Below are 24635 nucleotides of genomic sequence, written 5' to 3'. Positions count from 1 at the left end.
GGTCACATCTCTCGTTTCGTCATTGTTCTTGTTATCGTTGTCATGTTTCGGTGCAGGTTCCGGTGAACCGCTTGCCGCGATTGCCGTGGTACAGGAACGCGCCGTCCGGTTGCAGCGTCAGCGCGTGACTGCCGCCAAAGGCCGAAACGATCCAGCGCCGCTTGTCTCCGGTGTGGTCGGGTTTACCCGCATAGGGGCCTTCGCCGCCGATCCACAGATCGGTATATCCGCCACGCGGTTTGATTTTGATTTCCAGCGTCGAAGCCGCGCACATGGCCTCGGCGTCGCCCCGGCATTGGGTGTCCGCCAGACAGGTCATCCCTTTTGCAACAGCGGGCAGGGCGGTCAACATCACCCCGACCGACACAGCCACGCCGCCCAAAAGGCCGGACGCCTTCCGCACCCCGCGTCGGGGCGGGCGCACACCTGCGGATATGACGCTCAAGCCGTGCATCAGCCCCCCAGGAACGACTTGCGCACTTCGGGATCGGCCAACAGTTCTTTGCCGGACCCGCTATAGGCGTTCTTGCCCTGTACTAGAACGTAGCCCTTGTCGGCGATCTCCAGCGCCTGTTTGGCGTTTTGTTCCACCATCAGGATGGGAAGGCCGGTGCGGCTGACCTCGATGATGCGGTCGAACAGTTCGTCCATCACGATGGGCGACACGCCCGCGGTGGGCTCGTCCAGCATCAACAGTTTCGGCTTGGTCATCAGCGCGCGGCCCACGGCGACCTGCTGGCGCTGGCCCCCCGACAGTTCGCCCGCGTGCTGGTGGCGTTTCTCACGCAGGATCGGGAACAGCTCATAGACCTGCTCCATCGTCTCGGAAATGTCGTCCTTGCGGATGAAGGCGCCCATCTCGAGGTTTTCCTCGACCGTCATCGAGGTAAAGATGTTGTGGGTCTGGGGCACGAACCCCATGCCCTTCTGAACGCGGGCCTGCGGGGTCAGGTTGGTGATGTCTTCGCCATCCAGCATCACCTTGCCGGTATGCACGTTCAGCATCCCGAACACCGCCTTCATGGCGGTGGATTTGCCAGCGCCGTTCGGGCCCACGATCACCGCGATCTCGCCCTTGTCGACGGAAATGGTGCAATCATGCAGGATGTCCGGCCCCTTGCCATAGCCGCCGGTCATGTTCTGTCCGATCAGAAAGCTCATCTTTGTTTTGTCCTTTCGGTCGTCGGAGCGTGTCCGACTGGAAGGGTCGCAGCGCACCGTGCCAACGCAGCCAGCGGACGGGCAGGGGGCAGCGACCGGACCTTGGTCCCCGTCGAAGGGATCAGGCCTCCATCATTTCCTTGTTCTTCAAACCGGTGCCCAGATAGGCCTCGATCACCTGTTCGTTGGCCTTGATCTCGTCCAGCGTGCCTTCGGCCAGAACCTTGCCCTCGGCCATACAGATGACGGGGTTGCAGATGCGACCGATGAACTCCATGTCGTGTTCGATCACGACAAAGGTATAGCCGCGCTCTTCGTTCAGGCGTTTGATCGCGTCGGCAATGGTATAAAGCAGGGTACGGTTCACACCGGCGCCGACCTCGTCCAGAAAGACAATCTTGGCATCGACCATCATGGTGCGGCCCAATTCCAGCAGCTTTTTCTGGCCGCCCGACACTTCGCCCGCCTTGAGATCGGCGATATGGCTGATGGTCAGGAATTCCAGAACCTCGTCCGCCTTGGCGCGCAGGGCGCGTTCCTCGTCAGCGATTCGCTTGCGGCCGAACCACGTATTCCACAAGGTTTCACCCGATTGCGCGCCCGGCACCATCATCAGGTTCTCGCGGCAGGTCATCGAGCTGAACTCGTGCGCGATCTGGAAGGTGCGCAACAGACCCTTGTGGAACAATTCATGCGGCGGCAGGCCGGTGATATCCTCGCCCGCCATGGTGACGGTGCCCGACGTAGGTTTAAGAACGCCAGCGATCACATTGAAAAGGGTTGTTTTTCCGGCTCCGTTTGGTCCGATCAGCCCGGTGATGGATCCCGGCTCGATCGTGAGTGTCGCACCATCGACGGCCCGGAACCCGCCGAAATGCTTGTGAACGCCCTCTACGACGATCATATGTCTTCCCCCGTCGGCGGCATGCTCCGCCTTTCAGAATTTGAAACAGCCCGGAACATGTCCGGGCTGTTCGATATCAAGCTAAGGTTTTAACAGGTCTTAGCGGAATTTGGCAGTGGTGATCTTACCACCTTCGATCACGATTTCACGGTAACCACCCGAGGCTTCGCCGCCCCCGATCAGTTCCACCGCGGTCGCGCCGACATAGTCGATGTCACCGCCACCGGCAAGGATTTCAAGCGCCTTGTCCAGCTCACCCGCAGCGATCTTTTCGCCCGGTGCGTTGGCCACGTCCATGATTTTGGCGGCATAGTCCTTGGGTTCGGCCGAACCCGCGGCCTGCATGGCCAGCATAATCAGGGCGGCAGCGTCATAGCTTTCACCGATATAGGGGCCGGACGCATCCGCACCGGTCGCGGCCACGGCTTCCAGAACGGCCGTTGCATCTGCCGCGTCGCTGCCGGGCACGGTGCCGATCGAGCCTTCGATCTCGTCACCGAAGTTGGTTTCAAGCGCGGTACCGATCATGCCGTCGGGCAGGGCAAAGGTGTCAAACGCACCGGTGTCCAGCGCGGCACGGATCACGCCCGGGCCACCTTGGTCCACATATCCGGCCACGATCAGGATGTCGCCACCCGCGGCTGCCAGGGCGGCCACTTCGGCCGAGTAGTCGGCCTTGCCATCTTCATGCGCGGTGGTTGCGGTGACTTCGCCACCTGCGGCCTGATAGGCGGCCGAGATGCTGTCTGCCAGGCCTTTACCATAGTCGTTGTTGGTATAGGTGATCGCTGCCGACTTGAAGCCGCGCTCGATCAGCACGTCTGCCAGAACCTGACCCTGACGCGCATCCGACGGGGCGGTGCGGAAGAACATGCCGTTGTCCTCGGCATCGGACAGCGCGGGCGAGGTCGCCGAGGGCGAGATCATGACCATGCCGTTCGGCACGGCGACGTTGGCCAGAACCGCACCGGTCACACCCGAGCAGTCCGCGCCCATGATGCCCTTGACACCTTCTGCGGTGATCAGGCGTTCGGCAGCAGCGGTGGCCGCACCTGCATCGATACAGGTCGAGTCCGCGCGCACCGGCGACACCGACGCACCACCCAGCAGCTTGCCAGATTTGGTGACTTCGGCCATCGCGACTTCGGCACCACCGGCCATGGCCGGGGTCAGCGATTCAATCGGGCCGGTAAAGCCGAGAATAACGCCGAGCTTGATGTCTTCGGCAGAGGCCGCGCCGGCCATCAGTGCAGCGGCGGCAGACGCCATCAGGAATTTTTTCATTAGTCCACTCCCTAGTTGGATCATCGGAATTCTTGTTCCTGCGCCGGAGCCTACGGTGCAATTTTTCGAATGAAAAGGGGGGATCACGCGGAAATGCGCAATGTTTGGGCAGGATTTTTCCGCAACCATGCTAGGTTATGGGTCAAAGCAACAAAGAGGCCCCGCATGTTCCGTTTTCTGACAATTTTCGCCCTGTGCCTGTTGCCGTTTGCCGCGCTGGCGCAAACGCTGTCGACCTCGCAGGGGGCGTTGCGCATTGAACGGATGGCAGACGGGTTCCGTACGCCTTGGGCGCTGGCCTTTCTGCCGGATGGATCATTTCTGGTGACCGAACGCGCAGGGGCATTGTGGCGCGTCGCGCCGGGCGGAGCCAAGAGCAAGGTATCGGGCGTGCCAAAAGTGCAGTCACAGAATCAGGGCGGCCTGTTGGACGTCCTGGTCCCGCGTGATTTTGCCCAAAGCCGGGAGCTGTTCCTGTCTTACGCTATGCGACAGGGGGCGGGGTCGGGCACGGCGGTGGCGCGGGCGGTATTGTCCGCCGACGGCACGCGGCTGACCGGGGTCAAGACGATCTTCGAGATGGCCAAGGGGTCATCCGGCGGGCGCCATTTCGGCAGCCGTATCGTCGAGGCGCGTGACGGCACGCTGTTCATCACCCTTGGCGACCGGGCCGACCGTCCTTCGGCACAGGATCTGTCGCGTCACAATGGCAGCATCGTGCGGATCCGGCGTGACGGGGCTGTGCCGTCTGACAATCCGTTTGTCGGGGTGGCCGGAGCGCAGCCCGAAATCTGGTCCTACGGGCACCGCAACCCGCAAGGTGCGGCGCTGGATTTGCAGGGGCGGCTTTGGGTGCATGAACATGGTGCGCGCGGCGGGGACGAGGTGAACCGCATCCGCGCGGGGCGCAACTATGGCTGGCCGGTGATTTCCTATGGCACGCATTATTCCGGTGCCAAGATCGGCGAAGGCACCCGCAAGCAGGGCATGGAGCAGCCCGCCTTTTACTGGGATCCGTCTATCGCGCCGTCGGGCATGACTTTCTACTCGGGCAAGCTCTGGCCGCAATGGCGTGGGCACATCTTTGTGGGAAGCCTGAAGTTCGACTATATTTCAAGGCTTTCTGGGTCAAACCTCAACGAACGCGAGCGGATTGAAGGCCCCCAGACAGGTCGCGTGCGCGACATCCGCGAGGCGCCCGACGGCACGCTCTGGTTCATCTCTGAAGACGAGGGCGCGGTTTTCCGGCTTTCGCCCATGCAGTGATTGACGAACAGGGGCGGAACCGGTCAATCTCGAGGCAACTGAACAAAGAAGGTTTCCCATGTCCAATTCCGTTTTGACCGCCGCGACATTCGCCCTTGCCCTGTCGGCCTTGCCCCTGTCCGCCCTGGCGCAAGAGACCAAGCCGCCTCTGCCGCGTGCAACCTATAACGAAGCCCGCGAACAGATGGACAGCCTGATCCTGCAGCGCCGCTTGGGCGATGCAATTGCGATGTTCAAGGCGCTGGAACAGCCGGACGAAGCCGAGCGCGCAGACCTTGATACGCGTCTGCGCGCGCTCTATCCCGACGATTTCACCGATGTCGCGCTTGTCCGGTCCGAGATTCACAAGAACGGCTTCCGGCAAGAGATCATCGCCTACTGGAACGAGAGCCAGTACCTTTATGTGTATCTGTTGATGCATACCGTCGATAACCAACCCCGCCTGTTGAATTTCAGCTTTGATGCCGATTTCCACAAGCTGAACGCCTTGTTTTAAGAAAGGAAATTTACCTTGAAATGGTTCAAACCGCTTTTGGCGGTGCTTATTTGCGCGCCCGGGTTTGCCTTGGCGCAGATTCAGGATTCAGTCTTCAAGGACTACAAAACCTTTGAACGGTTCGTCGACCGAGAGGCCAAGTCGCGCGATATCGCAACGCTTTTGTCGATCCTGGGCGGGCGGGATGAACTGACTTCCGAACAGATCCGGAATATCGAGGGTCAGTTCCTCGCGCTGTATCCCGAGGATTTCGAGAATGTGGTGGTGTTCAATCGCAAGGATCTGGGCAACGGCATCACGCAAGAGGCGCGGGCCTATTGGATCGGGCTGCGTTATGTCTATTTCTATTTCATGCTGCACCAGCGCGACGACGAACTTGTCGTGCTGCGCTTTTCTTTCAACTCCCTGCCGGACAAGATGCTGAAGGAATTCTGACGCCTCAGATCGACAGACGCGCGGCCTGGGTGCCCCGTTCTCGATACGGGGTAGTGTCGTAATGCGCCCGGTAGCATTTCGAGAAATGCGAGGGCGAGGCGAAGCCACAGGCCAGCGCCACGTTGATCACGCTCATATCCGTTTGCATCAACAGGTTGCGCGCCTTTTGCAGACGCAGTTCCATGTAATACCGCTTGGGCGAGCGATTGAGATAGCGCCGGAACAATCGCTCAAGCTGGCGCGTGGACATGCCCACCTCTTTGGCCAAGAGAGAGGGGCTGATAGGTTCCTCGATATTGGCCTCCATCATCTGGATGACCTGGCTCAGCTTGGGGTGCCGCACACCGATGCGGGTGGGCACCGAAAGACGCTGCGTGTCCTGATCGGTGCGGATCGAGGAATAAATCTGCTGGTCCGCGACCCAATTGGCCAGTTCCTCGCCATGGTCATTCGCGATAATCTGCAGGAACATGTCGATCGACGAGGTCCCCCCCGCCGTGGTCATGCGGTTGCCGTCGATCACGAAAACCGACTTCTTCAGTTCGACTTCGGGGAATTCCTCGGTGAAACTGTCCTGGTTTTCCCAATGGATCGTGGCGCGTTTGCCGTCCAGAAGACCGGCCTTGGCCATGGGATAGGCGGCCGTACACAGCCCGCCGATACGCACGCCCTTGCGGGCCTCGCGGCGCAGCCAGTTCAACAGGCGCTTGGTACTGACCTTTAGAATATCCAGCCCGCCGCACAGGATCACGGTATCGTCACGGTGCAAATCTATCAGGTCGTCCTGCAGGGTGAATTCGGTCTCGGTCGAGCTTTTGACGGTCTCGCCGCCTTCGCCGATCAGGATCCACTCGTAAAGAGGCGTTTCCGTATGCCGGTTGGCAAGGCGCAGACAGTCCAGCGCCGAGGCAAAGGACAGAATGGTGAAATTCTCAAGCAAAACAAACACAAAGCGGCGTGTCTTCGTGTTCTTTTCAAGGGTGGCGTTGAGACGTTTCAACTGCGACATTCCGGGCGTTCCTGCAAAGTGTGGGGCGGCGCGCGCCTTGATGGTACAATGTTAGCGCCAGATCACGGCCAGAGGTCAAGGCCCCTGCGCCCGATTGTTGGCGCCGCGACAGGTCCAAGTTTGGTGGCGGGCGCATTAATTCAGTTATGGCCCTTGCTCAAGAGCTTTTGTATAGAGACCCTGAAAATAGTTTACCGGAGTTAAGACAATGGCAGAATGGGTTAAATCTGGCTGGCGGAACAAACCGCGGATCCAGATGCCAGATTATACGGATGAGGACGCGCTGAAGGCTGTCGAGGCCCAGCTGGCCAGCTATCCACCGCTTGTCTTTGCCGGTGAGGCGCGCCGCCTAAAAGACCATCTTGGTGCCGCCTCGCGCGGCGAAGCCTTCCTGTTGCAGGGCGGGGATTGCGCCGAAAGCTTTGAGCAGTTCTCGGCCGACGCGATCCGCGACACGTTCAAGGTGATGCTGCAGATGGCAATGGTGCTGACTTATGGCGCCAAGGTGCCCGTGGTCAAGGTGGGCCGCATGGCGGGCCAGTTCGCAAAACCGCGCTCGGCCCCGACGGAAACCGTGGATGGGGTTGAACTGCCCAGCTACCGCGGTGACATCATCAACGAGCTGGATTTCACCTCGGCCGCGCGCATCCCGGACCCCAAGAAGATGCTGCAGGCCTATACGCAGGCCGCCGCCACGCTGAACCTTCTGCGCGCCTTTTCGACCGGTGGGTATGCCGACGTGCATCAGGTGCATTCCTGGACTTTGGGCTTTACCGAGGGCGAGAAGGCCGCGAAATACCGCGATATGGCCAACCGTATCAGCGACACGCTGGACTTCATGAAGGCTGCGGGCGTCAGCTCGGCCACCTCCAGCGCGCTGCGCACGGTGGAATTCTACACCAGTCACGAAGGGCTGCTGCTGGAATATGAAGAGGCGCTGACCCGTCTTGATTCGACCTCGGGCAAATGGCTGGCCGGGTCGGGGCACATGATCTGGATCGGTGACCGCACCCGTCAGCCCGACGGCGCGCATGTGGAATACTGCCGCGGCGTACAGAACCCGATTGGTCTGAAATGCGGCCCGACCACGACCGCAGATGACCTTAAGGTGCTGATGGAGAAGCTGAACCCCGAAAACGAGGCCGGACGTCTGACGCTGATCGCGCGGTTCGGGGCCGGATCGGTTGGCGAACACCTGCCGCGCCTGATCAAGGCGGTGCAGGAAGAAGGCGCCAACGTGCTTTGGACCTGTGACCCGATGCACGGCAACACCATCAAGTCGGCAACCGGGTACAAGACGCGGCCTTTCGACAGCGTGCTGCGCGAAGTGCGCGAGTTCTTTGCCGTACACAAGGCCGAGGGCACGATCCCCGGCGGTGTGCATTTCGAGATGACCGGTCAGGACGTGACCGAATGCACAGGCGGCGTACGCGCCGTGACCGAAGAGAACCTGTCGGACCGCTATCACACCGCTTGCGACCCGCGTCTGAACGCGTCGCAATCGCTGGAACTGGCCTTCCTCGTGGCCGAAGAACTTTCGTCGTTGCGCGACACACGGCAGGCCGAAGCCAGCTAAGGCCCGACACCAGACAGATCAAAAGGCGCGCCCTCCATGGCGCGCCTTTTTCGTTTTATATCAGTTCTCTACAAGGCGAAGATGCGGCACATGCGTGGCGCGGGTCTGGGGCAGGGGGGCAGCCTCTGGTCGGCGTACCTGCCGCAGGAAACTGCCCTCGAGGACCAGGCGGCGCGGACGCGGCCCGATCTGGCCGTGAAACGCCACGCCGCCCAATACGCGCGAGACATCGCCGCGATGGCCGGTCAGCGGCAACAGGATCATATCCGCCGCAAGGCGCGGGCGCGTCGGGCCCGGATCCCCGCTGAACCGCAGCGTGGCCTTGGCCGGGCCGCGAAATACGTCTTCCAGCACCGCCCCAAAGTCCATCCGCGACTCGGGCACAATCAGGGATCCGACCGGCATCCCGCGCATCTCGACGCCCAGAAGATCGGACAAAAGATGCCCGGCCACGCGCACCCGCGCCATACCCGGTGCGATCCGTTCCAGAATGAAGGTCTGGGCGAGTGCCGCCTGCAGGCTGCGCGGATCAACTTCGGCCCGTGCGGGCAGGCGGCGATCGCGGCGCAGGCTGTCCCAATAGGTTTCGATGTCCTGCAGCCGGCGCAGACCGGTCTCATCCCGCGCGGTGGTGTGCGATCCTTTGTCCGGGCCTTTCATGGACCCTGTGATTGACCACATGGTGCGGCCCTCCCAATTCCCTAACAACTCCTTAAAGGACTATGTCAGATTTTCCCCAAATGCGTAGAAAAACCGTGGAAAATGGTTAACTTCCGCTGCGCAGTTCCCGTGAAAGCCTTGCACCTTGTCAGGGGATGGCATTAGGTGTCGGGGCAATCAGAAAAGGAGCGGCCCTTGCTGCAATCAATGACAGGATTTGCCGCGCAAAAAGGGGCGGCACTGGGGTTCAGCTGGTCGATGGACCTGCGCAGCGTGAATGCCAAGGGGCTGGATCTGCGCCTGCGGGTGCCGGACTGGATCGAAGGGCTGGAACCCGCCATTCGTGCCAGCCTTGGCAAGGCGCTGGCGCGCGGCTCGGTCAGCCTGTCCTTGCGCATCTCGCGCGAGGAAGAGGGCGAAACGCTTGCGCTGAATACCAGCCAGCTTGACGTGGTTCTGGATGCCTTGGCTGAAATCGAAACCCGCGCGCTGGAGCGCGGCCTGTCTCTGGCCCCCGCCACGACCAGCGATGTTCTGGCGCAGCGCGGCGTGCTGGACGCGGCCAGCGTTGAGACCGACACGAAAGCCCTGCGCGAGGCGATCCTTGCCGATTTGCCCGACCTTCTGGATGCGTTCCTGCAAATGCGCCGCGCCGAGGGCGAAGCCCTGGACTCCGTGCTGAAAGATCAGCTGAACCAGATTGCTGCCCTGACCGAGGCCGCCACCGGCGTGCTGGAAGACCGGCGCGATGAAACCGCCGCCGCGCTGCGTCGCAACCTTGCCAAGGTGATGGACAATGTCGATGACATGGACGAGACCCGCATCGCGCAGGAACTGGCGCTGATCGCGGTCAAGCAGGACATCACCGAAGAAATCGATCGCTTGCGCGCCCATGTGGATGCGGCGCGCGATCTTCTCGCTGCGGGCAGCCCCGTGGGCCGCAAGCTGGATTTCCTGATGCAGGAGTTCAACCGCGAGGCCAACACCCTGTGCAGCAAATCGCAAAACACCGATCTGACGCGCATCGGGCTGGACCTCAAGGCGGTGATCGACCAGATGCGCGAACAAGTCCAAAACGTGGAATGAATGATCTCATGACCGACATGACCAACCGACGCGGCCTTCTTGTCATCCTGTCCTCGCCCTCGGGCGCGGGAAAATCGACGCTGGCACGGCGTCTGATGGAGTGGGATCCGGGCCTGAGCTTCTCGGTTTCGGCCACCACCCGTGCGCCGCGCCCCGGCGAAGAACATGGCCGCGAATATTACTTCCTCTCTGAAGACGAATTCAAACGCATGGTGGCCAGTGGCGAAATGCTGGAACATGCCCACGTGTTCGGGAACTTCTATGGCTCGCCCTCGGCCCCGGTGCAAAAGGTGATCGACTCGGGCAACGACGTGCTGTTTGACGTCGACTGGCAGGGTGAACAGCAGATCCGCAATTCGAACCTTGGCAAACATGCGCTGTCGATCTTCATCCTGCCGCCCTCGATCACCGAGCTGCACCGCCGTCTTGTCACGCGCGGGCAGGACAGTGACGAGGTGATTTCCAAGCGGATGCAGAAAAGCTGGGACGAGATCAGCCACTGGGGGGCCTATGATTACGTGCTGGTCAATGACGATCTGGACGCCACCGAGACCCAGTTGAAAACCATCATCACTGCCGAACGGATGCGCCGCGAACAGCAACCGATGTTGCAATCGCACGTGCGCAGCCTTCAGGCCGAATTCGAGGAGATGTCGTAATGCCGCTTTATGAACTGGACGGGGCCGCGCCCGAAATTGCCGAAGACAGCTGGGTTGCGCCGGATGCCAATCTGGTGGGCAAGATTCGCGTGGAAGAGGGGGCGTCGGTCTGGTTCGGCTGCACCCTGCGCGGCGATAACGAACTGATCCTGATCGGGGCCGGATCGAACGTGCAGGAAAACACCGTCATGCACACCGATATGGGTTTTCCTCTGACCATCGGGGCGGGGTGTACGATCGGGCACAAGGCGATGCTGCACGGCTGTAGCATTGGCGACAACAGCCTGATCGGGATGGGGGCCACCGTGTTGAACGGTGCCAAAATCGGCAAGAACTGCCTGATCGGGGCAGGCGCCCTGATTACCGAGGGCAAAGAAATTCCCGACGGATCGCTGGTCATGGGCGCGCCGGGCAAGGTGGTGCGGCAACTGGATGAGGCGGCCATCAACGGGCTGCGCGCCAGTGCCCTTCACTACCAGGAAAACATGCGCCGGTTCCGCGCGGGCCTGAAGCCTGTCTAGGTTATCGGAGTGATTTACCTTAAGTGCCCATCATAGTGCGTTGATTTTAATGTTAAAAGTGCGATTTGTAACAACTGGGTGAAACTTTTGTCTTGCCCAGTTTACAAACCCCCGAGTCTCGGAAAGTCTTTGGGCGACCTTACCGCGGACCGGACTCATGTCTCTTGACCTTGCGCAATCCTTTGTCGATGGCATCCCATTGCCTTCGGTGTTTGTCGGGGCGGATGCCCGGATCATGGCGGCCAACAAGGCGGCCCTGACGCTGAATGCCAATGCAGGGCAACAACGCCCCTTTGTGTTGGTGTTTCGTCAGCCCGGCCTGATTGATGCGCTGGAGGCCTGCCTCGTGCAGGGGGACAGGCAATCGGCGGTCTATCACCACCATGACGGCCCCCATAACATCCGCTATGACGTGACCTTTTCGAAAGTGTCGGGCGGGGGGATGCACGGGGTGCTGCTGTGTTTCACAGACGTGACCCACATGTTGCAGGCTGACAAGATGCGCCGCGATTTTGTCGCCAATGTCAGCCACGAGCTGCGTACGCCGCTGACCGCGATCCTTGGCTTTATCGAAACCCTGCAGGGCCCCGCGCGCAACGATCCCGAAGCGCAGGAAAGGTTCCTTTCCACCATGTCGTCCGAAGCCAGCCGCATGAACCGGCTGGTGGGCGATCTTCTGTCGCTGAGCCGGGTCGAGGAAAACGCGCGGATGCGCCCCACGGCGTCGGTCGATCTGGATCAGGTGTTGAAATCGGTGCTGCGCAACCTGTCCACCGTGGCCGAGGAAAACGGCGGCACCTTTACCTATTCCGCGCCCGAAGCACTGCCCATGGTGGTGGGGGACGCGGACCAATTGGTGCAAGTGTTCATGAACCTCGTCGAGAACGCGCTGAAATACGGGGGACAGGGCACGCATGTCGATGTGCACCTGTCGGAAACGCCGCGCGATCACGTATTGCGCACGCCTGCGCTTTTGATTTCGGTCTCGGACAACGGGCCGGGCATCGATTCTGCGCATATCCCGCGCCTGACCGAACGATTCTACAGAATCGACTCGCATCGCTCGCGCGAGATGGGGGGCACCGGGTTGGGTCTGGCCATCGTGAAACACATTCTGAATCGCCATCGCGGTCGCCTTCAGATTGAAAGTACCTTGGGGAAGGGATCAACTTTCACGGTTATTTTGCCTAAAAAACAGGAAAACCGCGCCCCATCCGGCACCCTGTCATAAAAGCGTTACATACCCGTCACAAAAGCTTAGCCCGAGGGGCTTAGCACCCGCTCCCGAGGCTTTGTGCACACAAGGCCAAAACCAATGGAGTACATATCATGTCCGTAAAACTGACCGCTTCGGCACTGGCCATCATCGCCGCTGCCACCACCGCCTCTGCCCGCGATCAGCTGCAGATCAAAGGGTCTTCGACCGTTCTGCCCTATGCCACCATCGTCGCCGAAGCGTTTGGCGAGAACTTTGATTTCCCGACCCCCGTCGTAGAAGGTGGCGGTTCGGGTGCAGGTCGCAAGGCCATGTGTGAAGGTGTTGGCGAAAACACCATCGACATCGCGAACTCGTCCTCGCGCATCAAACAGTCGGACATCGACCTGTGTGCCTCGAACGGCGTGACCGAAATCATGGAAGTACGTTTTGGCTATGACGGCATCGTGTTTGCCTCGGACATCAACGGCCCGGCCTTTGCCTTCACCCCCGCCGACTGGTTCAATGCGCTGGCCAAAGAAGTCGTGGTTGACGGCAAGCTGGTTGCCAACCCGAACAAACAATGGGCCGACGTGAACGGCGACCTGCCTGCACAAGACGTTCTGGCTTTCATCCCCGGCACCAAGCACGGTACCCGCGAAGTGTTCGACAAGAAGGTTCTGGAAGCCGGCTGTAAAGCCACCGGCGCGCTGGACCTGTTGGTCGAGGCCAATGGCGGCGACAAGAAAGCCGGCAAGAAAGCCTGTCACGCGCTGCGCACCGACGGTGTGTCGGTTGATATCGACGGCGACTATACCGAGACCCTCGCGCGACTGGACGCTAACCCGCAGGCCATCGGCGTGTTCGGCCTGTCGTTCTACCAGAACAACACCGACAAGCTGATCGTGGCCACCATGGACGGCGTGACCCCGTCGACCGAAACCGTGGCTTCGGGTGAATATCCCGTGTCGCGTCCGCTTTTCTTTTACGTCAAGAACGCGCATCTGGGTGTGATCCCCGGCCTGCAGGAATACATCGACTTCTTCGTCTCGGACGAGATCGCAGGCCCCGACGGCCCGCTGGCCGAGTACGGTCTGGTGTCTGACCCCGAGCTGGCCAAGACCCAGGAAATGGTTGCCAACGGCACCGCAATGGCTCCGCTGAACTAAGCGCGCCCGAAACGACCGGGTGGCGCCATGGTCCGGCGCCACCCTCAACCTTTTTTGACTACCCGTCGGAGATTCCATGAGCGCCGGTCTTGTTCTTCTCGCCGTGGTCGCCATCGCGACCGTCGGCTTTTTCGTGGGGCGCAAACGTTCCCTCGCGATGGTCGGGGGGGATGTGCGACAGCTGCATTCCTTGCCCAGTTATTATGGCCAGACCGTGTTTCTGGCAGCTGCTGTTCCGGCCCTTCTGGTATCCTTTGCCTGGCTGCTGTTGCAGCCGCTTTACGTTGAAAGCCAGGTCAGCGGGATGATTGATCCGGCCAAGCTGGCCGAGACGACCTCGCTTGACCTCGTGATGGCCGATGTGCGCCGGATTTCGGACGGTCTGGACGTGGCGGTGGTCGCGGGCGCGCTGACCGAACCCCAGATTGATGCCCTTGACGCGGGCGCCACAAATGTGCGCGCCGTGCTGGCCGAGGTGGGGGTCGCAGTGGCCTCGGACATTCCGCAGAACGTGCTGGCCGCCGCCAAGGAATACCGCGCGATCACCGCGACACTGCGCGTGGCCATGTCGGTTGTGGTTCTGGCGCTGTCTGTCGCCGGGTTCCTGTTTGCGCTGATGCGCATCCGCCCTGAGTTTCGCGCGCGCAACGTATCGGAGGCGGCGGTCAAGGCGCTGTTGATCCTGTCTTCCACCGTGGCGATCCTGACCACGGTCGGAATCATCGCCTCGCTGCTGTTCGAGACCGCGCATTTCTTCCGGCTGTATCCGGCCAAGGACTTTTTCTTCAACCTGACTTGGAACCCGCAATTCACCGGCGGGTCGGATCTCGGGATTGCGCCGCTGCTCTGGGGCACGCTTTATGTGTCGTTCGTGGCGCTGATCTTTGCCGTGCCGATTGGGTTGCTGGTGGCGGTATACTTGTCGGAATACGCCTCGAAGCGGGTGCGGTCGATCGTCAAACCCGCCGTTGAAATCCTCGCCGGGATCCCGACCATCGTTTACGGCCTGTTTGCCCTGATCACGGTTGGCCCGCTGCTGCGCGATTACTTTGCCCAGCCGCTTGGGCTGGGCACCTCGTCTTCGTCGGTGATGACAGCGGGGCTGGTCATGGGCATCATGCTGATCCCCTTCGTGTCGTCGCTGTCTGACGACGTGATCAACGCGGTGCCGCAGGCGATGCGCGACGGCTCTTACGGGCTTGGCGCGACCCGGTCGGAAACCGTCAAACAGGTGATCCTGCCTGCCGCGCTGCCCGGCATTGTCGGCGCCGTGCTGCTGGCCGCATCGCGCGCGATTGGCGAAACCATGATCGTGGTTATGGGGGCAGGGGCCGCGGCCAAGCTCTCGATGAACCCGTTCGAGGCAATGACGACGATCACTGTGAAAATCGTTAGCCAGCTGACCGGCGACACAGAATTTGCCAGCCCTGAAACGCTCGTGGCCTTTGCCCTTGGCCTGTCGCTCTTCGTGGTGACGCTGGGGCTGAATGTTCTGGCCCTTTATATCGTTCGCAAGTACCGGGAGCAGTACGAATGACCGACGCGACCAACAATTCCGGCGTGCACAGCACTTCGCTTCTGGTTCAGGACGCACGCACCAAGAAACGCAACGCCGCCGAGGCCCGGTTCCGCATGTATGGCGTGATTGCCATCGCGATTGCGATCTTGGCGCTGGTTGGTCTTCTGGGGTCGATCCTTGCCAACGGGTCGTCGGCCTTCCGCCAGACATTCATCACCATGGATGTCTATCTGGATCCGGCCAAGCTGGACAAGGCGGGCACCCGCGACATTGAAAAGATCGCCAAGGTGTCGACCTTCGGCTATGCGCCGCTGATCACCAAATCCTTCGAGACGATCATCGCCGAAAATCCCGAGATTGGTGTTGAGGGCCTCAAGGCCAAGGACGCCGGCAAGATGATCTCGAAAGAAGGGCCGGCCGAGTTGCGCCGCTTCGTCCTCGAAAACCCCGACATGATCGGGGAAACGGTGACGTTCAAGTTCCTCGCGAATGGCCGGATCGACGGCTATTACAAGGGCCGCGTGACGGAAGAGACCGCCAAACTGGACAAGAACGTCTCGCCCGAGCAGTTGATGCTGGCCGACCAGTTGAAAGAGGCGGGCTATCTCAAGACCTCGTTCAATCTGGGCTTCCTGATCTGGGCGGACGCCTCGGAAAACCGCCCCGAGGCTTCGGGTCTGGGCGTGGCCATCCTTGGGTCGTTCTACATGATGATCGTGGTCCTGTGCCTGACACTGCCGATTGGGGTGGCGGCGTCGATCTATCTTGAAGAGTTTGCGCCGAAGAACTGGATCACCGATATTGTCGAGGTGAACATTTCGAACCTCGCGGCGGTGCCGTCCATCGTGTTCGGTATCCTAGGTCTGGCGATCTTCATCAACTTCATGGGGCTGCCGCAATCGGCGCCCATCGTGGGGGGGCTTGTGCTGACCCTGATGACCCTGCCGACGATCATCATCGCCACCCGCGCCTCGCTCAAATCCGTGCCACCCTCAATCCGCGACGCGGCCTTGGGCGTCGGGGCCTCGAAGATGCAGGCGGTGTTCCATCATGTGCTGCCCCTGGCCGCGCCCGGTATTCTGACCGGGACGATCATTGGCCTAGCGCAGGCCCTTGGTGAAACCGCGCCGCTGTTGCTGATCGGGATGGTGGCCTTCGTGCGCGAATATCCCGCAGGCCCGCCGGAAGGGTTCTTTGACCCCGCTGCCGCCCTGCCGGTTCAGGTTTACAACTGGACCCAGCGTTCGGACCCTGCTTTTGTAGAGCGTGCTTCCGGCGCCATCATCGTTCTCTTGGTGTTCCTGCTGATCATGAATGCCATTGCCATTATCCTTCGTCGCCGCTTCGAGCGCCGCTGGTAACGCCGGAAGGAAACCAAAAAATGTACGACGCACCGAACCTGGGGGTCAAAGTGGAACAAAAAGACATCAAGATTTCGGCGAGCAAATGTCAGGTCTATTATGGCGACACCCATGCCATCAAGGACGTGGACATCGAAATCCAGGACAAGACCGTCACCGCCTTTATCGGCCCGTCGGGCTGTGGCAAGTCGACCTTCCTGCGCTGCCTGAACCGGATGAACGATACGATTGATATCTGCCGCGTCGAAGGCGACATCCTGTTGGACGGCGAAGACATCTATGACAAACGTGTCGACCCCGTGCAATTGCGCGCCAAGGTGGGTATGGTGTTCCAGAAACCCAACCCGTTCCCCAAGTCGATCTATGACAACGTCGCCTACGGGCCGCGCATTCACGGCATGGCCAAGAACAAGGCTGAACTGGACGAGATTGTCGAACGGGCCCTGCGCCGTGGCGCCATATGGGACGAGGTCAAGGACCGTCTGGATGCCCCCGGCACCGGCCTGTCGGGCGGCCAACAACAGCGCCTGTGCATCGCGCGCGCGGTGGCAACCGAACCCGAAGTCCTGCTGATGGACGAACCCTGCTCGGCGCTTGACCCGATTGCGACCGCGCAGGTCGAGGAACTGATCGACGAACTGCGCGAACGCTTTTCGGTGGTGATCGTGACCCACTCGATGCAGCAAGCCGCGCGCGTCAGCCAGAAGACCGCGTTTTTCCACCTTGGGCATCTTGTCGAATATGACGACACCGCCACTATTTTCACCAACCCGAAAGACGAACGCACCGAGAGCTATATCACGGGCCGGATCGGGTAAGGAGATCACCAAATGAACGACAAACACATCGTGTCCTCGTTTGACGCCGAACTGGAACAGATTCAGGCGCATATCATGAAGATGGGCGGTCTCGTGGAAGAGGCCATCCTGGATGCCTCGAAATCGCTCAAGAACCGCGACGAAGAACTGGCCGAGCAGGTTCGTGAAAACGACAAGGCCATCGACCGTCTGGAACAACTGGTCAATGACGAATGTTTCAAGCTGATCGCGCTGCGCTCGCCCACGGCGGTGGACTTGCGCGTGGCCTTGTCGGTGATGAAAATCGCAGGCAACCTTGAACGTATCGGCGACTATGCCAAGAACATGGCCAAGCGGACCGGCGTTCTGGTGCATATGACCCCTGTCGAAGGGGCGCGCGGCGCGCTGCGCCGGATGGCGCGCGAGGTGCAACTGATGCTGAAGGACGCGCTGGACGCGTATATCCAGCGCGATGCCGAACTGGCGCGCGATATTCTGGAACGCGACCGCGACATTGACCAGATGTACAACGCGCTGTTCCGCGAATTCCTGACCTTCATGATGGAAGACCCGCGTTACATCACACCCTGTATGCACCTGCATTTCATCGCCAAGAACACCGAACGCATGGGCGACCATGTGACCGCGATTGCCGAGCAGGTGATCTATCTGGTGACCGGCGAGATGCCGGATGAAAACCGCCCGCGCGAAGATCATTATCGCCCGGAACTGCACCCCGCCGACTAACCAGACCGAGCATCAAGACCCATGTCCCACGATCACCCCACCGTTCTTGTTGTCGAGGATGAACCCGCACAGCGCGACGTCCTGTCCTACAACCTCAAGGCCGAAGGCTTTGACGTGGTATCGGCCGCCGATGGCGACGAGGCGCTTCTTCTGGTCGAGGAAGAAGCCCCCGATATCATCGTGCTCGACTGGATGCTGCCGGGTATTTCGGGCATCGAGATCTGTCGCCGCCTGAAAACCAAGCCCCAGACCAACGGAATTCCGGTCATCATGCTGTCGGCGCGCTCGGAAGAGGTGGACCGCGTGCGCGGCCTTGAGACCGGCGCGGATGATTACGTGGTGAAACCCTATTCGGTGCTCGAACTTATGGCGCGGGTCCGAAGCCAGTTGCGCCGCGTCCGCCCTGCGGCCGTGGGGCAGCGGCTTGAGTACGAGGACATCGTGCTGGATGCTGAAACCCATCGCGTGACCCGCTGCGAAAAACCGCTGAAACTGGGGCCGACCGAGTTCCGCCTGTTGTCGACCTTCATGGAGAAACCGGGCCGTGTCTGGAGCCGCGAACAGCTGCTGGATCGGGTCTGGGGACGCGACATCTATGTCGACAGCCGTACGGTGGACGTACATATCGGCCGCTTGCGCAAGGCGCTTTGTGTGCATGGGGGCGAAGACGTGCTGCGCACGGTGCGTGGGGCGGGCTATGCCCTTGGCTAACTGGCGCTGACCGGCTCAGGCCTTGTCCGGTGCGGGCCGGGCAGGGCGCAACATGCCCACCAGTCGCAGCAACAGCGTGATCGCCAGCACCGGCACCAACAGCATGTGCGATACGTGGTCGAAATAGTTGGTGCTGCCGGTATCTGTCATCCACATCACCTGACCCAGAACCGCCGCCAGCGCGAGCGTGACATGCCCCCGCCACAGCGCCCAGAGGCACAACGCCAGCGCCACAGCTCCGGCGGGCAGGGGATCATACCCGAAACGGTAGGGATCAAAGGGCAGCGCGCCGATCGAGGCTGCGAGAAACAGTGTCACAAAGATCAGGGCCAGCAAGATCTCGACCGTGGAAAACCTGTCCACCGGCCTCCCGAATTTCGCAAGGATATTCGCGCCTGCCAGAATGGGCAGCATGGCGCCGAAAGGCGCGAGCACCGCAACGATCATCAAGGTTATGGCGCTGTCCGCCAGAACGGTCAGCAACGCGACGGTGACGGCGGCAGCCAGCGCAGCGGCGATGCGGTCTGCCACAGCCCAGCGGGCGATCCGGAACACCACCCAGAAAATGATGACGGCCGCCCCGGCGGTCTCATAAGCCACGGTCATTGCACAGCCTCCTCACGCGCCCGCACCCAGGATTCATTGAAGACATGCGCGCGGATCGCGGTCTTGTTGGCGATGGAGTAGACCAGAAGGATCGTGCCATCTGGCAGGTGGGTCATCATCTGATACCGGGCCGAACCGTTATCCTGCTCGAGCGTGTGAATGCGGGTCCAGCTGCGCCCCTGATCCGAGGACAGGGCCAGTTTCAGGATCGTGGTGTTGGTGGGCGAGTCATTGAACGCCATCAGGATACGCCCGTCCGACAGGCGTAGCGCCGCTACCGGCGAATTGGGGTTGGGCAGGTCCAGCAGTTCGGCCTTGCTCCAGCTTCGGCCACCATCATTGGTCCATGTGCCGACAAGCCGATCCGTGGCCTTGTCGAAATTGCGCAGCAGCGCCACGGCGTTCTGGGCATCAAAGGGCACGATCACCGGCTGGATGCCGAACCGTCCTTGGGTCATGCGGCGCTTGTCACGTACATGACCCTCTGCGTCCAGACGCACCAATTCGCCAAAGGAATTGCCCATCTCGAAATAGGCCGGGATTGCGACGCTGCCATCAGCATAGGACAGCGTGGGCGAGCGCACCAGATGCGACCGGTTCAGGAAGGGCGACAGCGACAGTTTCTTGGTGCCCGTCACGGTATCGCCATCCACCGTCACCCGTGCAATCGACGCCGCCGCCCAACCGCCCGCCGAGACCACGGTGGCAAACAGGGTGTTTGGGTCGGAATGCTGGGCAATCGTATTGCCCAGCGACAGGATCGCCTGGCGCGGCTCCGAGACGGCGCTCATTTCTTCCTTGCTCAACAGGGGCAGGGGGTCGGTATGGGTCCAACCGTCTGCGCCCTTGGAAAAGCGGCTTTCCTTGATGACCACATCCTCGTGGGATTCCCGCGTGCCATCGAACCAGATCAGTGAAAACCCGTCGTCGAAATTGCGCACGGCGGGCGCATGGGCGGCGCCAGCTTGCGAGGTGTAATCAAACACGGTTTCAAACATTGGCTCGGCGTCCGAGACAGGCACAGGGGCCACTTCGAACGCCCAGTCAAGCGGTGCATGGGTTGCCACCGCCAAACCACTGAGGGCGACGCTGGCCACGGTCAGGGCCGACAGGACACGCCGCCGCGGGGTCATGTGTCCTCGCGGTCGTAGATATAGGCGTTCATCGGCGCATAAAGCGTCAGGAAGAACATCACCGAGAGGCAAACCTCGTTGAGTTCACCTTTTTTCGACGCCGTCACCAGCAGGATCGACAGGCCCGCAATCAGCAGCGCAAGACCATAGCGCAGATAGGGCACCGGCACATAGAACCGGTCCAGCAGGTTGCGCAGCCCTTCCTTGCGACGATAGAGCGGCGGCAGCACGAGATAATAAAGCACAAGGAAGGTGGTCAGCATCTTGCCGAAGATCAGCTTGTTCAGGTTGACGCCGTTGACTTCCATGTTGTGAAAGTTGGTTTCGCGCTGGCGGTTGTTTTCCAGAAAGAACTCGGAACTTTCCACGCCAAGGATACGTTGGCCCCAGCTGATTTCCTCGCCCGCGCCAAAGAACATCAGAAAGGCGATCAAACCGCTCATCACGACGAAACCCGCGCCCTTGGAAAATCCGATGCGGGCGATCCGGCTAATCATCAGAACAGACGCCGCAAACAGCATGATCGAGGTGAAATATTCCAGCACACCGTCTTCGCGTATGTAGATGCTCTTGAACGTGTCGAGATCGACGCGGACCCAGATGATGCCGACCAAGATCACCACGGCCATGAAGCCGTAGATCAGGTATTCCAGACCCGTTGGTTTTTCGTTTATTTTCATCATGTTCGCGCTGCCAGTTGTGTAAGGGACAGGCCGGTTTCGCGCAAGAACGCGCTGTCGCCCGCCGGGATGCCTTGGGTTTGCCTGAACGGGCATATATGTGCAAGCCCGGTCAGGTCCAAGGGGCGTCATGAGCAAGGATGCCTCCGCCTGCGGGTTTTGGGATTACGCGACGTCACTTGATTTTGACGCGGATTAGAGACACTCTGACGGGGCGCGGACATAACTGGCTCGCCGGCATTTATTGCAGCGGCTCAAAAAATGCTTTTAAGGGGGGACACTTATGCATGTATTTACGCTGACCGGGTTCATTATCTATTCCCAGAACGACACACCTTATGACGCACATGCGGTGGAATCCAGGATTGTGACAGCCAACAGCGCGGCCACCTTTTCCTACAGCGTGACAGGCGTCAGCGACGGCGGCGCCAGCACGGTCGACCTCAACAGCAGCCAGTTCATCGGCAATGCTCTGAATGCGCTGGGGGCGGACCCCGAAACAGATGCGTTCGAAGCCCATATCGGCCGCCTGAGCTGGGGCGGGAACCAGACCACGATCATGACACTTTGGGTGGATACCGGCGGCGGCACCTCGCGCGAATATGTGTTCGGGATTGGGGGAACGCCGCTGCCACCGATCAATTCACTGGCCGAAATGAACGCGGTGAACAGCCAGGTCACGGGCATCACGACGGCCCCGACCACCGGCCCGTTGCGGCCGAATGTGAACATCCCACTCAGCAGTCTGCTGAACGTCAGATCCGAAGCCGCAAACCTTGTGGAAGGCACCGACGGCAGCGACACGCTGACTGGCACCGCGGGCAACGATATTTATGTGCCTGGACTAAACGAATATCAGGATTTGTTGCTGGGCTCGGCGGGCAACGACATGTTCATCTATACCGGTATGAACACCAGCAGTTTTTACCGCCTTGAATACAACCAGCTGAACGCTGGCATCACGGTCAATCTTGACCACAGATATGACGAGGCCGAGGTCGACAAAGGCATGAACGGGCGCGATACGATCGTGGACTATCACGATGCGTCGAACTGGACCATTGGCACCGGCGCCTGGATATCGGGCACCAACCACGCCGACACCTTCAATGTCCGCGTCAATTCAGACAGCACCTGGGCCGGGTTTGCCGGGGGCGGGGGCAATGACACGTTCAACATCCATGATGGCAACGTTGTGCGCCTTGTTTTTGTCGAAAGCTCTTTCGGGGTGCCCGCAACGACGGGGGTCAACATCAACCTGAACACCGGAGTTGTGTCCAATGACGGGTTCGGGGGCAGGGACACGATCAACGTACACAATGCATCTGTGCGCGTTGAGATTCAGGGCACCGAAATGAACGATACGATTACCGGCAGCGGCCGGGATGAACGGTTCATTCTTCATGGGGGCTCTGACACGCTCGATGCCGGTGGCGGATGGGATGTGCTGCGTTATGATCGCGACGGGGTTGAAAACCTATCGGTTAACCTTGCTAGCGGCATGGCCACGGGAACGTGGCATGGCAACAGTTTTTCGCACTCGATTTCCGGTGTCGAGGAAATCCGCGGGACCAACAATTTCAACGACACGCTGACCGGCGACGGCGGCCACAACTATCTTGCGGGGCGCGGCGGTGATGACACGCTGAACGGCGGCGGAGGCAATGATGACCTTGAAGGTGGTGCCGGAAATGATGTCCTGTTCGGCGGCGACGGCCATGACGAGGCATTTTACCGGGGGCTGGGTCAGGCTGATCTTTCCATCAGCGGGGACACAAGAACAGGCGTCACGGTGGTATCGTCGCAAGGCACCGACGTGCTTTACGGGGTCGAGGAACTGCATCTTGATGACGGCAATATCGTTCTGCCCGAAGGTGCCACCGGTACGCCCACAAACGGCGACGATATCCTGATCGGCGGCAACGGCGATGACAATATCGACGGGCTGGCGGGCAATGACTCGATCCAGGGCAACGCCGGCAATGACACGCTGCGTGGCGGGGCAGGGGATGACACGCTCTTGGGGGGACCCGGCGATGATTATCTGAACCCCGGGGACAACGCGCAAAGCTATGACCAGATCCTGCCCGGAACCGGAAATGATACAGTGGACTTTGGCGAGATCGTCAACGGTTTTGCCGAACTCGGCTATTGGGACTTTGACACGGGCGTGAATGCCGTTCTGAACGGGGTCACCAATACCGGCACGGTCAGCAATGCCGACGCCACGACGACGGTTCTTGACGTGATGAACCCGATGAATGCTTGGGGCTTTGGCCTGACCGGGTCAGACCACGACGACGTTCTGAATGTCACGGTTTCGAACGGCGGCTGGATGCAGGTGCGCGGGGCCATTGGCAATGACCGGATTATCATCGACGCCAGCCAAGGCACGGTGCGGCTCGACTATCGCGATTATTCCGGCACCGGCGTCGGCGTTGCGATTGATCTCGGGGCGGGCATCGTAAGCAATGACGGCTATGGAGATCAGGACACGATTGTCGGGTCGGCCTCTGAACTGCGCACCTCAATGGAAGACGACATCGTCTTTGGCAGCGACGCCGACGAACGCTTTATTCTCATGGCGGGCAATGACACGCTGGATGGCGGCGGCGGGTTTGACCGCGTGCGCTATGATCGCAGCGGCGTCGAGGCCGTAATCGTGAACCTGGCCACCGGCATCGCCACAGGTGTTTGGCGTGGTGAAAGTTTCCGTCACGAGCTGTCCAATATTGAACACGTCGAGGGGTCGAACGGCTTTAATGACAGCCTGACCGGCGATGACTATGCCAACAGGTTGGATGGCAATGGCGGCAATGATACCCTGCGCGGTGGTGCCGGAGATGACACGTTGATCGGCGGCGATGGCACCGATACGGCGGTTTACGGGGTAGCGAGCACTGATGTTCAGGTGCGGGAATGGTCCAGCGGGAATGGCGTGATCGTCAGTTCCACAGAAGGGTCGGACTCGGTTGAAAACAACGTCGAATTCTTCCAGTTCACGGACACCACACTCAGCTATGCGCAGGTTCTTGGCCTTGCACCCGTGGCGGGCAGCACCAATGGGGATGATCTGATCTATTCCTATCCCGATGACAACCGTGTGGATGGCGGCGCGGGCAATGACACCATTCTGGGGCAGGGCGGCAATGACACCCTGCTTGGCGGCGATGGCAATGACAGCCTGCTGGGTGGTGCCGGCACGGACCAGCTTGTCGGTGGGTCTGGCAACGACACGCTGATCGGCGGCGACGATGATCGCGACCTTCGCGATCTCGCCTTTGGCGGCGAAGGTAACGACCTGATCGAGGGCGGTTATGGCAATGACGAGCTGCGCGGGGACGCTGGCGACGACACCATTGAAGGCGGCTTTGGTGCGGATACCGTGATAGGTGGCGACGGAGCGGATCTGCTGACAGGCAGCGCATGGTCCGACCTGATCTTCGGCGGGGCTGGCGACGACTTCGTCAACGGCGGCTGGGGCCATGACCGCGTGAACGGTGGCACCGGCGCGGACCGATTCTTCCATATCGGCATTCGCGACCATGGCTCGGACTGGATCCAAGACTACAATGCCGCCGAAGGGGATGTGCTGCAATTCGGGATCGGCACGGCGACCGCCTCGCAGTTCCAGATCAACACCACCCACACCTCCAGCCC

At 60.6% G+C, this 24635-nt stretch carries 23 protein-coding genes and 1 pseudogene; 15 read left to right on the top strand and 9 right to left on the bottom strand.

From position 1 onward, the window contains the following. Positions 1–40: 40 nt before the first annotated feature. The 4 genes from WNE31_RS06675 to WNE31_RS06660 form a co-directional block, all read right to left on the bottom strand. Positions 41–454 (bottom strand): hypothetical protein, encoded by a 414-nt coding sequence (locus tag WNE31_RS06675; RefSeq protein ID WP_349978940.1) that lies wholly within the window; start codon positions 452–454, stop codon positions 41–43. After that, positions 454–1161, bottom strand: coding sequence for an ABC transporter ATP-binding protein (locus WNE31_RS06670; protein WP_349978939.1), 708 nt, complete (start codon positions 1159–1161; stop codon positions 454–456). The genes WNE31_RS06675 and WNE31_RS06670 overlap by 1 nt, the downstream gene beginning before the upstream one ends. A gap of 121 nt (positions 1162–1282) precedes the next feature. Continuing rightward, positions 1283–2065: an ABC transporter ATP-binding protein gene (locus WNE31_RS06665; protein ID WP_349978938.1), complete on the bottom strand. Its 783-nt coding sequence runs from the start codon at positions 2063–2065 to the stop codon at positions 1283–1285. 99 nt (positions 2066–2164) lie between these two features. Next, entirely contained in the window at positions 2165–3349 is a 1185-nt protein-coding gene (locus WNE31_RS06660; RefSeq protein ID WP_349978937.1) for an ABC transporter substrate-binding protein, read from the bottom strand. Between the two features lie 165 nt (positions 3350–3514). Here WNE31_RS06660 and WNE31_RS06655 point away from each other — a divergent pair, with 165 nt between their 5' ends. Genes WNE31_RS06655 through WNE31_RS06645 form a run of 3 tightly spaced genes read left to right on the top strand, consistent with a single transcriptional unit; the run spans position 3515 to position 5546 of the window. Then, positions 3515–4615, top strand: a complete 1101-nt coding sequence (locus tag WNE31_RS06655; protein ID WP_349978936.1) for a PQQ-dependent sugar dehydrogenase — start codon at positions 3515–3517, stop codon at positions 4613–4615. A 58-nt stretch (positions 4616–4673) separates the two neighbouring features. Further along, positions 4674–5111, top strand: coding sequence for a hypothetical protein (locus WNE31_RS06650; RefSeq protein WP_349978935.1), 438 nt, complete (start codon positions 4674–4676; stop codon positions 5109–5111). Positions 5112–5126: 15 nt separating this feature from the next. Next, the gene (locus tag WNE31_RS06645; protein WP_349978934.1) at positions 5127–5546 is read left to right on the top strand and encodes a hypothetical protein; all 420 of its coding nucleotides are present in this window, start codon (positions 5127–5129) and stop codon (positions 5544–5546) included. Positions 5547–5550: 4 nt separating this feature from the next. On the opposite strand, the gene WNE31_RS06640 is transcribed toward WNE31_RS06645, so the two are convergent. Continuing rightward, positions 5551–6555: a GlxA family transcriptional regulator gene (locus WNE31_RS06640; RefSeq protein WP_349978933.1), complete on the bottom strand. Its 1005-nt coding sequence runs from the start codon at positions 6553–6555 to the stop codon at positions 5551–5553. 208 nt (positions 6556–6763) lie between these two features. Between WNE31_RS06640 and WNE31_RS06635 the strand changes: the two genes are divergently transcribed. Next, positions 6764–8131, top strand: a complete 1368-nt coding sequence (locus WNE31_RS06635) for a class II 3-deoxy-7-phosphoheptulonate synthase (protein WP_349978932.1) — start codon at positions 6764–6766, stop codon at positions 8129–8131. Positions 8132–8191: 60 nt separating this feature from the next. Here WNE31_RS06635 and WNE31_RS06630 read toward each other — a convergent pair whose 3' ends face one another. Continuing rightward, the gene (locus WNE31_RS06630; RefSeq protein ID WP_349978931.1) at positions 8192–8812 is read right to left on the bottom strand and encodes a PAS domain-containing protein; all 621 of its coding nucleotides are present in this window, start codon (positions 8810–8812) and stop codon (positions 8192–8194) included. Positions 8813–8986: 174 nt separating this feature from the next. Here WNE31_RS06630 and WNE31_RS06625 point away from each other — a divergent pair, with 174 nt between their 5' ends. The 10 genes from WNE31_RS06625 to phoB all read left to right on the top strand — a co-directional run bounded on the left by WNE31_RS06625 (position 8987) and on the right by phoB (position 18556). Further along, positions 8987–9877 (top strand): YicC/YloC family endoribonuclease, encoded by an 891-nt coding sequence (locus tag WNE31_RS06625; RefSeq protein ID WP_349978930.1) that lies wholly within the window; start codon positions 8987–8989, stop codon positions 9875–9877. A gap of 17 nt (positions 9878–9894) precedes the next feature. Continuing rightward, entirely contained in the window at positions 9895–10536 is a 642-nt protein-coding gene (gene gmk, locus WNE31_RS06620) for a guanylate kinase (protein WP_349979186.1), read from the top strand. Then, positions 10536–11057: a gamma carbonic anhydrase family protein gene (locus WNE31_RS06615; RefSeq protein ID WP_349978929.1), complete on the top strand. Its 522-nt coding sequence runs from the start codon at positions 10536–10538 to the stop codon at positions 11055–11057. Before gmk ends, WNE31_RS06615 begins: the two co-directional genes overlap by 1 nt. Before the next feature lie 157 nt (positions 11058–11214). Then, complete coding sequence (locus WNE31_RS06610; protein ID WP_349978928.1) at positions 11215–12288, top strand: ATP-binding protein; 1074 nt, start codon at positions 11215–11217, stop codon at positions 12286–12288. Between the two features lie 95 nt (positions 12289–12383). Next, entirely contained in the window at positions 12384–13421 is a 1038-nt protein-coding gene (locus WNE31_RS06605) for a PstS family phosphate ABC transporter substrate-binding protein (protein ID WP_349979185.1), read from the top strand. A gap of 76 nt (positions 13422–13497) precedes the next feature. Beyond that, positions 13498–14958, top strand: a complete 1461-nt coding sequence (pstC, locus tag WNE31_RS06600) for a phosphate ABC transporter permease subunit PstC (protein ID WP_349978927.1) — start codon at positions 13498–13500, stop codon at positions 14956–14958. Then, entirely contained in the window at positions 14955–16301 is a 1347-nt protein-coding gene (gene pstA / locus WNE31_RS06595) for a phosphate ABC transporter permease PstA (protein ID WP_349978926.1), read from the top strand. Before pstC ends, pstA begins: the two co-directional genes overlap by 4 nt. 20 nt (positions 16302–16321) lie before the next feature. Then, a complete protein-coding gene (pstB, locus tag WNE31_RS06590) occupies positions 16322–17119 on the top strand; it encodes a phosphate ABC transporter ATP-binding protein PstB (RefSeq protein ID WP_349978925.1) in 798 nt (265 codons plus the stop codon). 12 nt (positions 17120–17131) lie between these two features. Then, positions 17132–17845, top strand: a complete 714-nt coding sequence (gene phoU, locus WNE31_RS06585; protein WP_349978924.1) for a phosphate signaling complex protein PhoU — start codon at positions 17132–17134, stop codon at positions 17843–17845. Positions 17846–17866: 21 nt separating this feature from the next. Further along, positions 17867–18556 carry a phosphate regulon transcriptional regulator PhoB gene (gene phoB / locus WNE31_RS06580; RefSeq protein WP_349978923.1) on the top strand — a complete coding sequence of 230 codons (690 nt, stop codon included), beginning with the start codon at positions 17867–17869 and terminating at the stop codon, positions 18554–18556. A gap of 15 nt (positions 18557–18571) precedes the next feature. Here the strand turns inward: phoB and WNE31_RS06575 are convergent, their stop codons facing one another. From WNE31_RS06575 to WNE31_RS06565, 3 genes are read right to left on the bottom strand one after another with little or no spacing between them, the layout of a single operon-like run. Next, positions 18572–19162 (bottom strand): hypothetical protein, encoded by a 591-nt coding sequence (locus WNE31_RS06575; protein ID WP_349978922.1) that lies wholly within the window; start codon positions 19160–19162, stop codon positions 18572–18574. Then, the gene (locus WNE31_RS06570; RefSeq protein ID WP_349978921.1) at positions 19159–20295 is read right to left on the bottom strand and encodes a sialidase family protein; all 1137 of its coding nucleotides are present in this window, start codon (positions 20293–20295) and stop codon (positions 19159–19161) included. The genes WNE31_RS06575 and WNE31_RS06570 overlap by 4 nt, the downstream gene beginning before the upstream one ends. Next, positions 20292–20978, bottom strand: a complete 687-nt coding sequence (locus WNE31_RS06565; protein ID WP_349978920.1) for a hypothetical protein — start codon at positions 20976–20978, stop codon at positions 20292–20294. Before WNE31_RS06565 ends, WNE31_RS06570 begins: the two co-directional genes overlap by 4 nt. A 280-nt stretch (positions 20979–21258) precedes the next feature. On the opposite strand from WNE31_RS06565, the pseudogene WNE31_RS06560 reads away from it, so the two are divergent. Then, positions 21259–24635 (top strand): annotated as a pseudogene (locus tag WNE31_RS06560) (hypothetical protein); the annotation flags it as partial.

This window comes from Shimia fortis (genome assembly GCF_040225985.1).
GTDB lineage: Bacteria > Pseudomonadota > Alphaproteobacteria > Rhodobacterales > Rhodobacteraceae > Shimia.
This window is presented reverse-complemented; position numbering and strand designations above follow the sequence as displayed.

Excerpts from the sequence above, each read along its gene's own strand:
- WNE31_RS06675 (WP_349978940.1), bottom strand. The coding sequence starts at position 454 with ATGCACGGCTTGAGCGTCATATCCGCAGGTGTGCGCCCGCCCCGACGC.
- WNE31_RS06670 (WP_349978939.1), bottom strand. The coding sequence starts at position 1,161 with ATGAGCTTTCTGATCGGACAGAACATGACCGGCGGCTATGGCAAGGGG.
- WNE31_RS06665 (WP_349978938.1), bottom strand. The coding sequence starts at position 2,065 with ATGATCGTCGTAGAGGGCGTTCACAAGCATTTCGGCGGGTTCCGGGCC.
- WNE31_RS06660 (WP_349978937.1), bottom strand. The coding sequence starts at position 3,349 with ATGAAAAAATTCCTGATGGCGTCTGCCGCCGCTGCACTGATGGCCGGC.
- WNE31_RS06655 (WP_349978936.1), top strand. The coding sequence starts at position 3,515 with ATGTTCCGTTTTCTGACAATTTTCGCCCTGTGCCTGTTGCCGTTTGCC.
- WNE31_RS06650 (WP_349978935.1), top strand. The coding sequence starts at position 4,674 with ATGTCCAATTCCGTTTTGACCGCCGCGACATTCGCCCTTGCCCTGTCG.
- WNE31_RS06640 (WP_349978933.1), bottom strand. The coding sequence starts at position 6,555 with ATGTCGCAGTTGAAACGTCTCAACGCCACCCTTGAAAAGAACACGAAG.
- WNE31_RS06635 (WP_349978932.1), top strand. The coding sequence starts at position 6,764 with ATGGCAGAATGGGTTAAATCTGGCTGGCGGAACAAACCGCGGATCCAG.
- WNE31_RS06630 (WP_349978931.1), bottom strand. The coding sequence starts at position 8,812 with ATGTGGTCAATCACAGGGTCCATGAAAGGCCCGGACAAAGGATCGCAC.
- gmk (WP_349979186.1), top strand. The coding sequence starts at position 9,895 with ATGACCAACCGACGCGGCCTTCTTGTCATCCTGTCCTCGCCCTCGGGC.
- WNE31_RS06615 (WP_349978929.1), top strand. The coding sequence starts at position 10,536 with ATGCCGCTTTATGAACTGGACGGGGCCGCGCCCGAAATTGCCGAAGAC.
- WNE31_RS06610 (WP_349978928.1), top strand. The coding sequence starts at position 11,215 with ATGTCTCTTGACCTTGCGCAATCCTTTGTCGATGGCATCCCATTGCCT.
- pstC (WP_349978927.1), top strand. The coding sequence starts at position 13,498 with ATGAGCGCCGGTCTTGTTCTTCTCGCCGTGGTCGCCATCGCGACCGTC.
- pstA (WP_349978926.1), top strand. The coding sequence starts at position 14,955 with ATGACCGACGCGACCAACAATTCCGGCGTGCACAGCACTTCGCTTCTG.
- pstB (WP_349978925.1), top strand. The coding sequence starts at position 16,322 with ATGTACGACGCACCGAACCTGGGGGTCAAAGTGGAACAAAAAGACATC.
- phoU (WP_349978924.1), top strand. The coding sequence starts at position 17,132 with ATGAACGACAAACACATCGTGTCCTCGTTTGACGCCGAACTGGAACAG.
- phoB (WP_349978923.1), top strand. The coding sequence starts at position 17,867 with ATGTCCCACGATCACCCCACCGTTCTTGTTGTCGAGGATGAACCCGCA.
- WNE31_RS06575 (WP_349978922.1), bottom strand. The coding sequence starts at position 19,162 with ATGACCGTGGCTTATGAGACCGCCGGGGCGGCCGTCATCATTTTCTGG.
- WNE31_RS06570 (WP_349978921.1), bottom strand. The coding sequence starts at position 20,295 with ATGACCCCGCGGCGGCGTGTCCTGTCGGCCCTGACCGTGGCCAGCGTC.
- WNE31_RS06565 (WP_349978920.1), bottom strand. The coding sequence starts at position 20,978 with ATGATGAAAATAAACGAAAAACCAACGGGTCTGGAATACCTGATCTAC.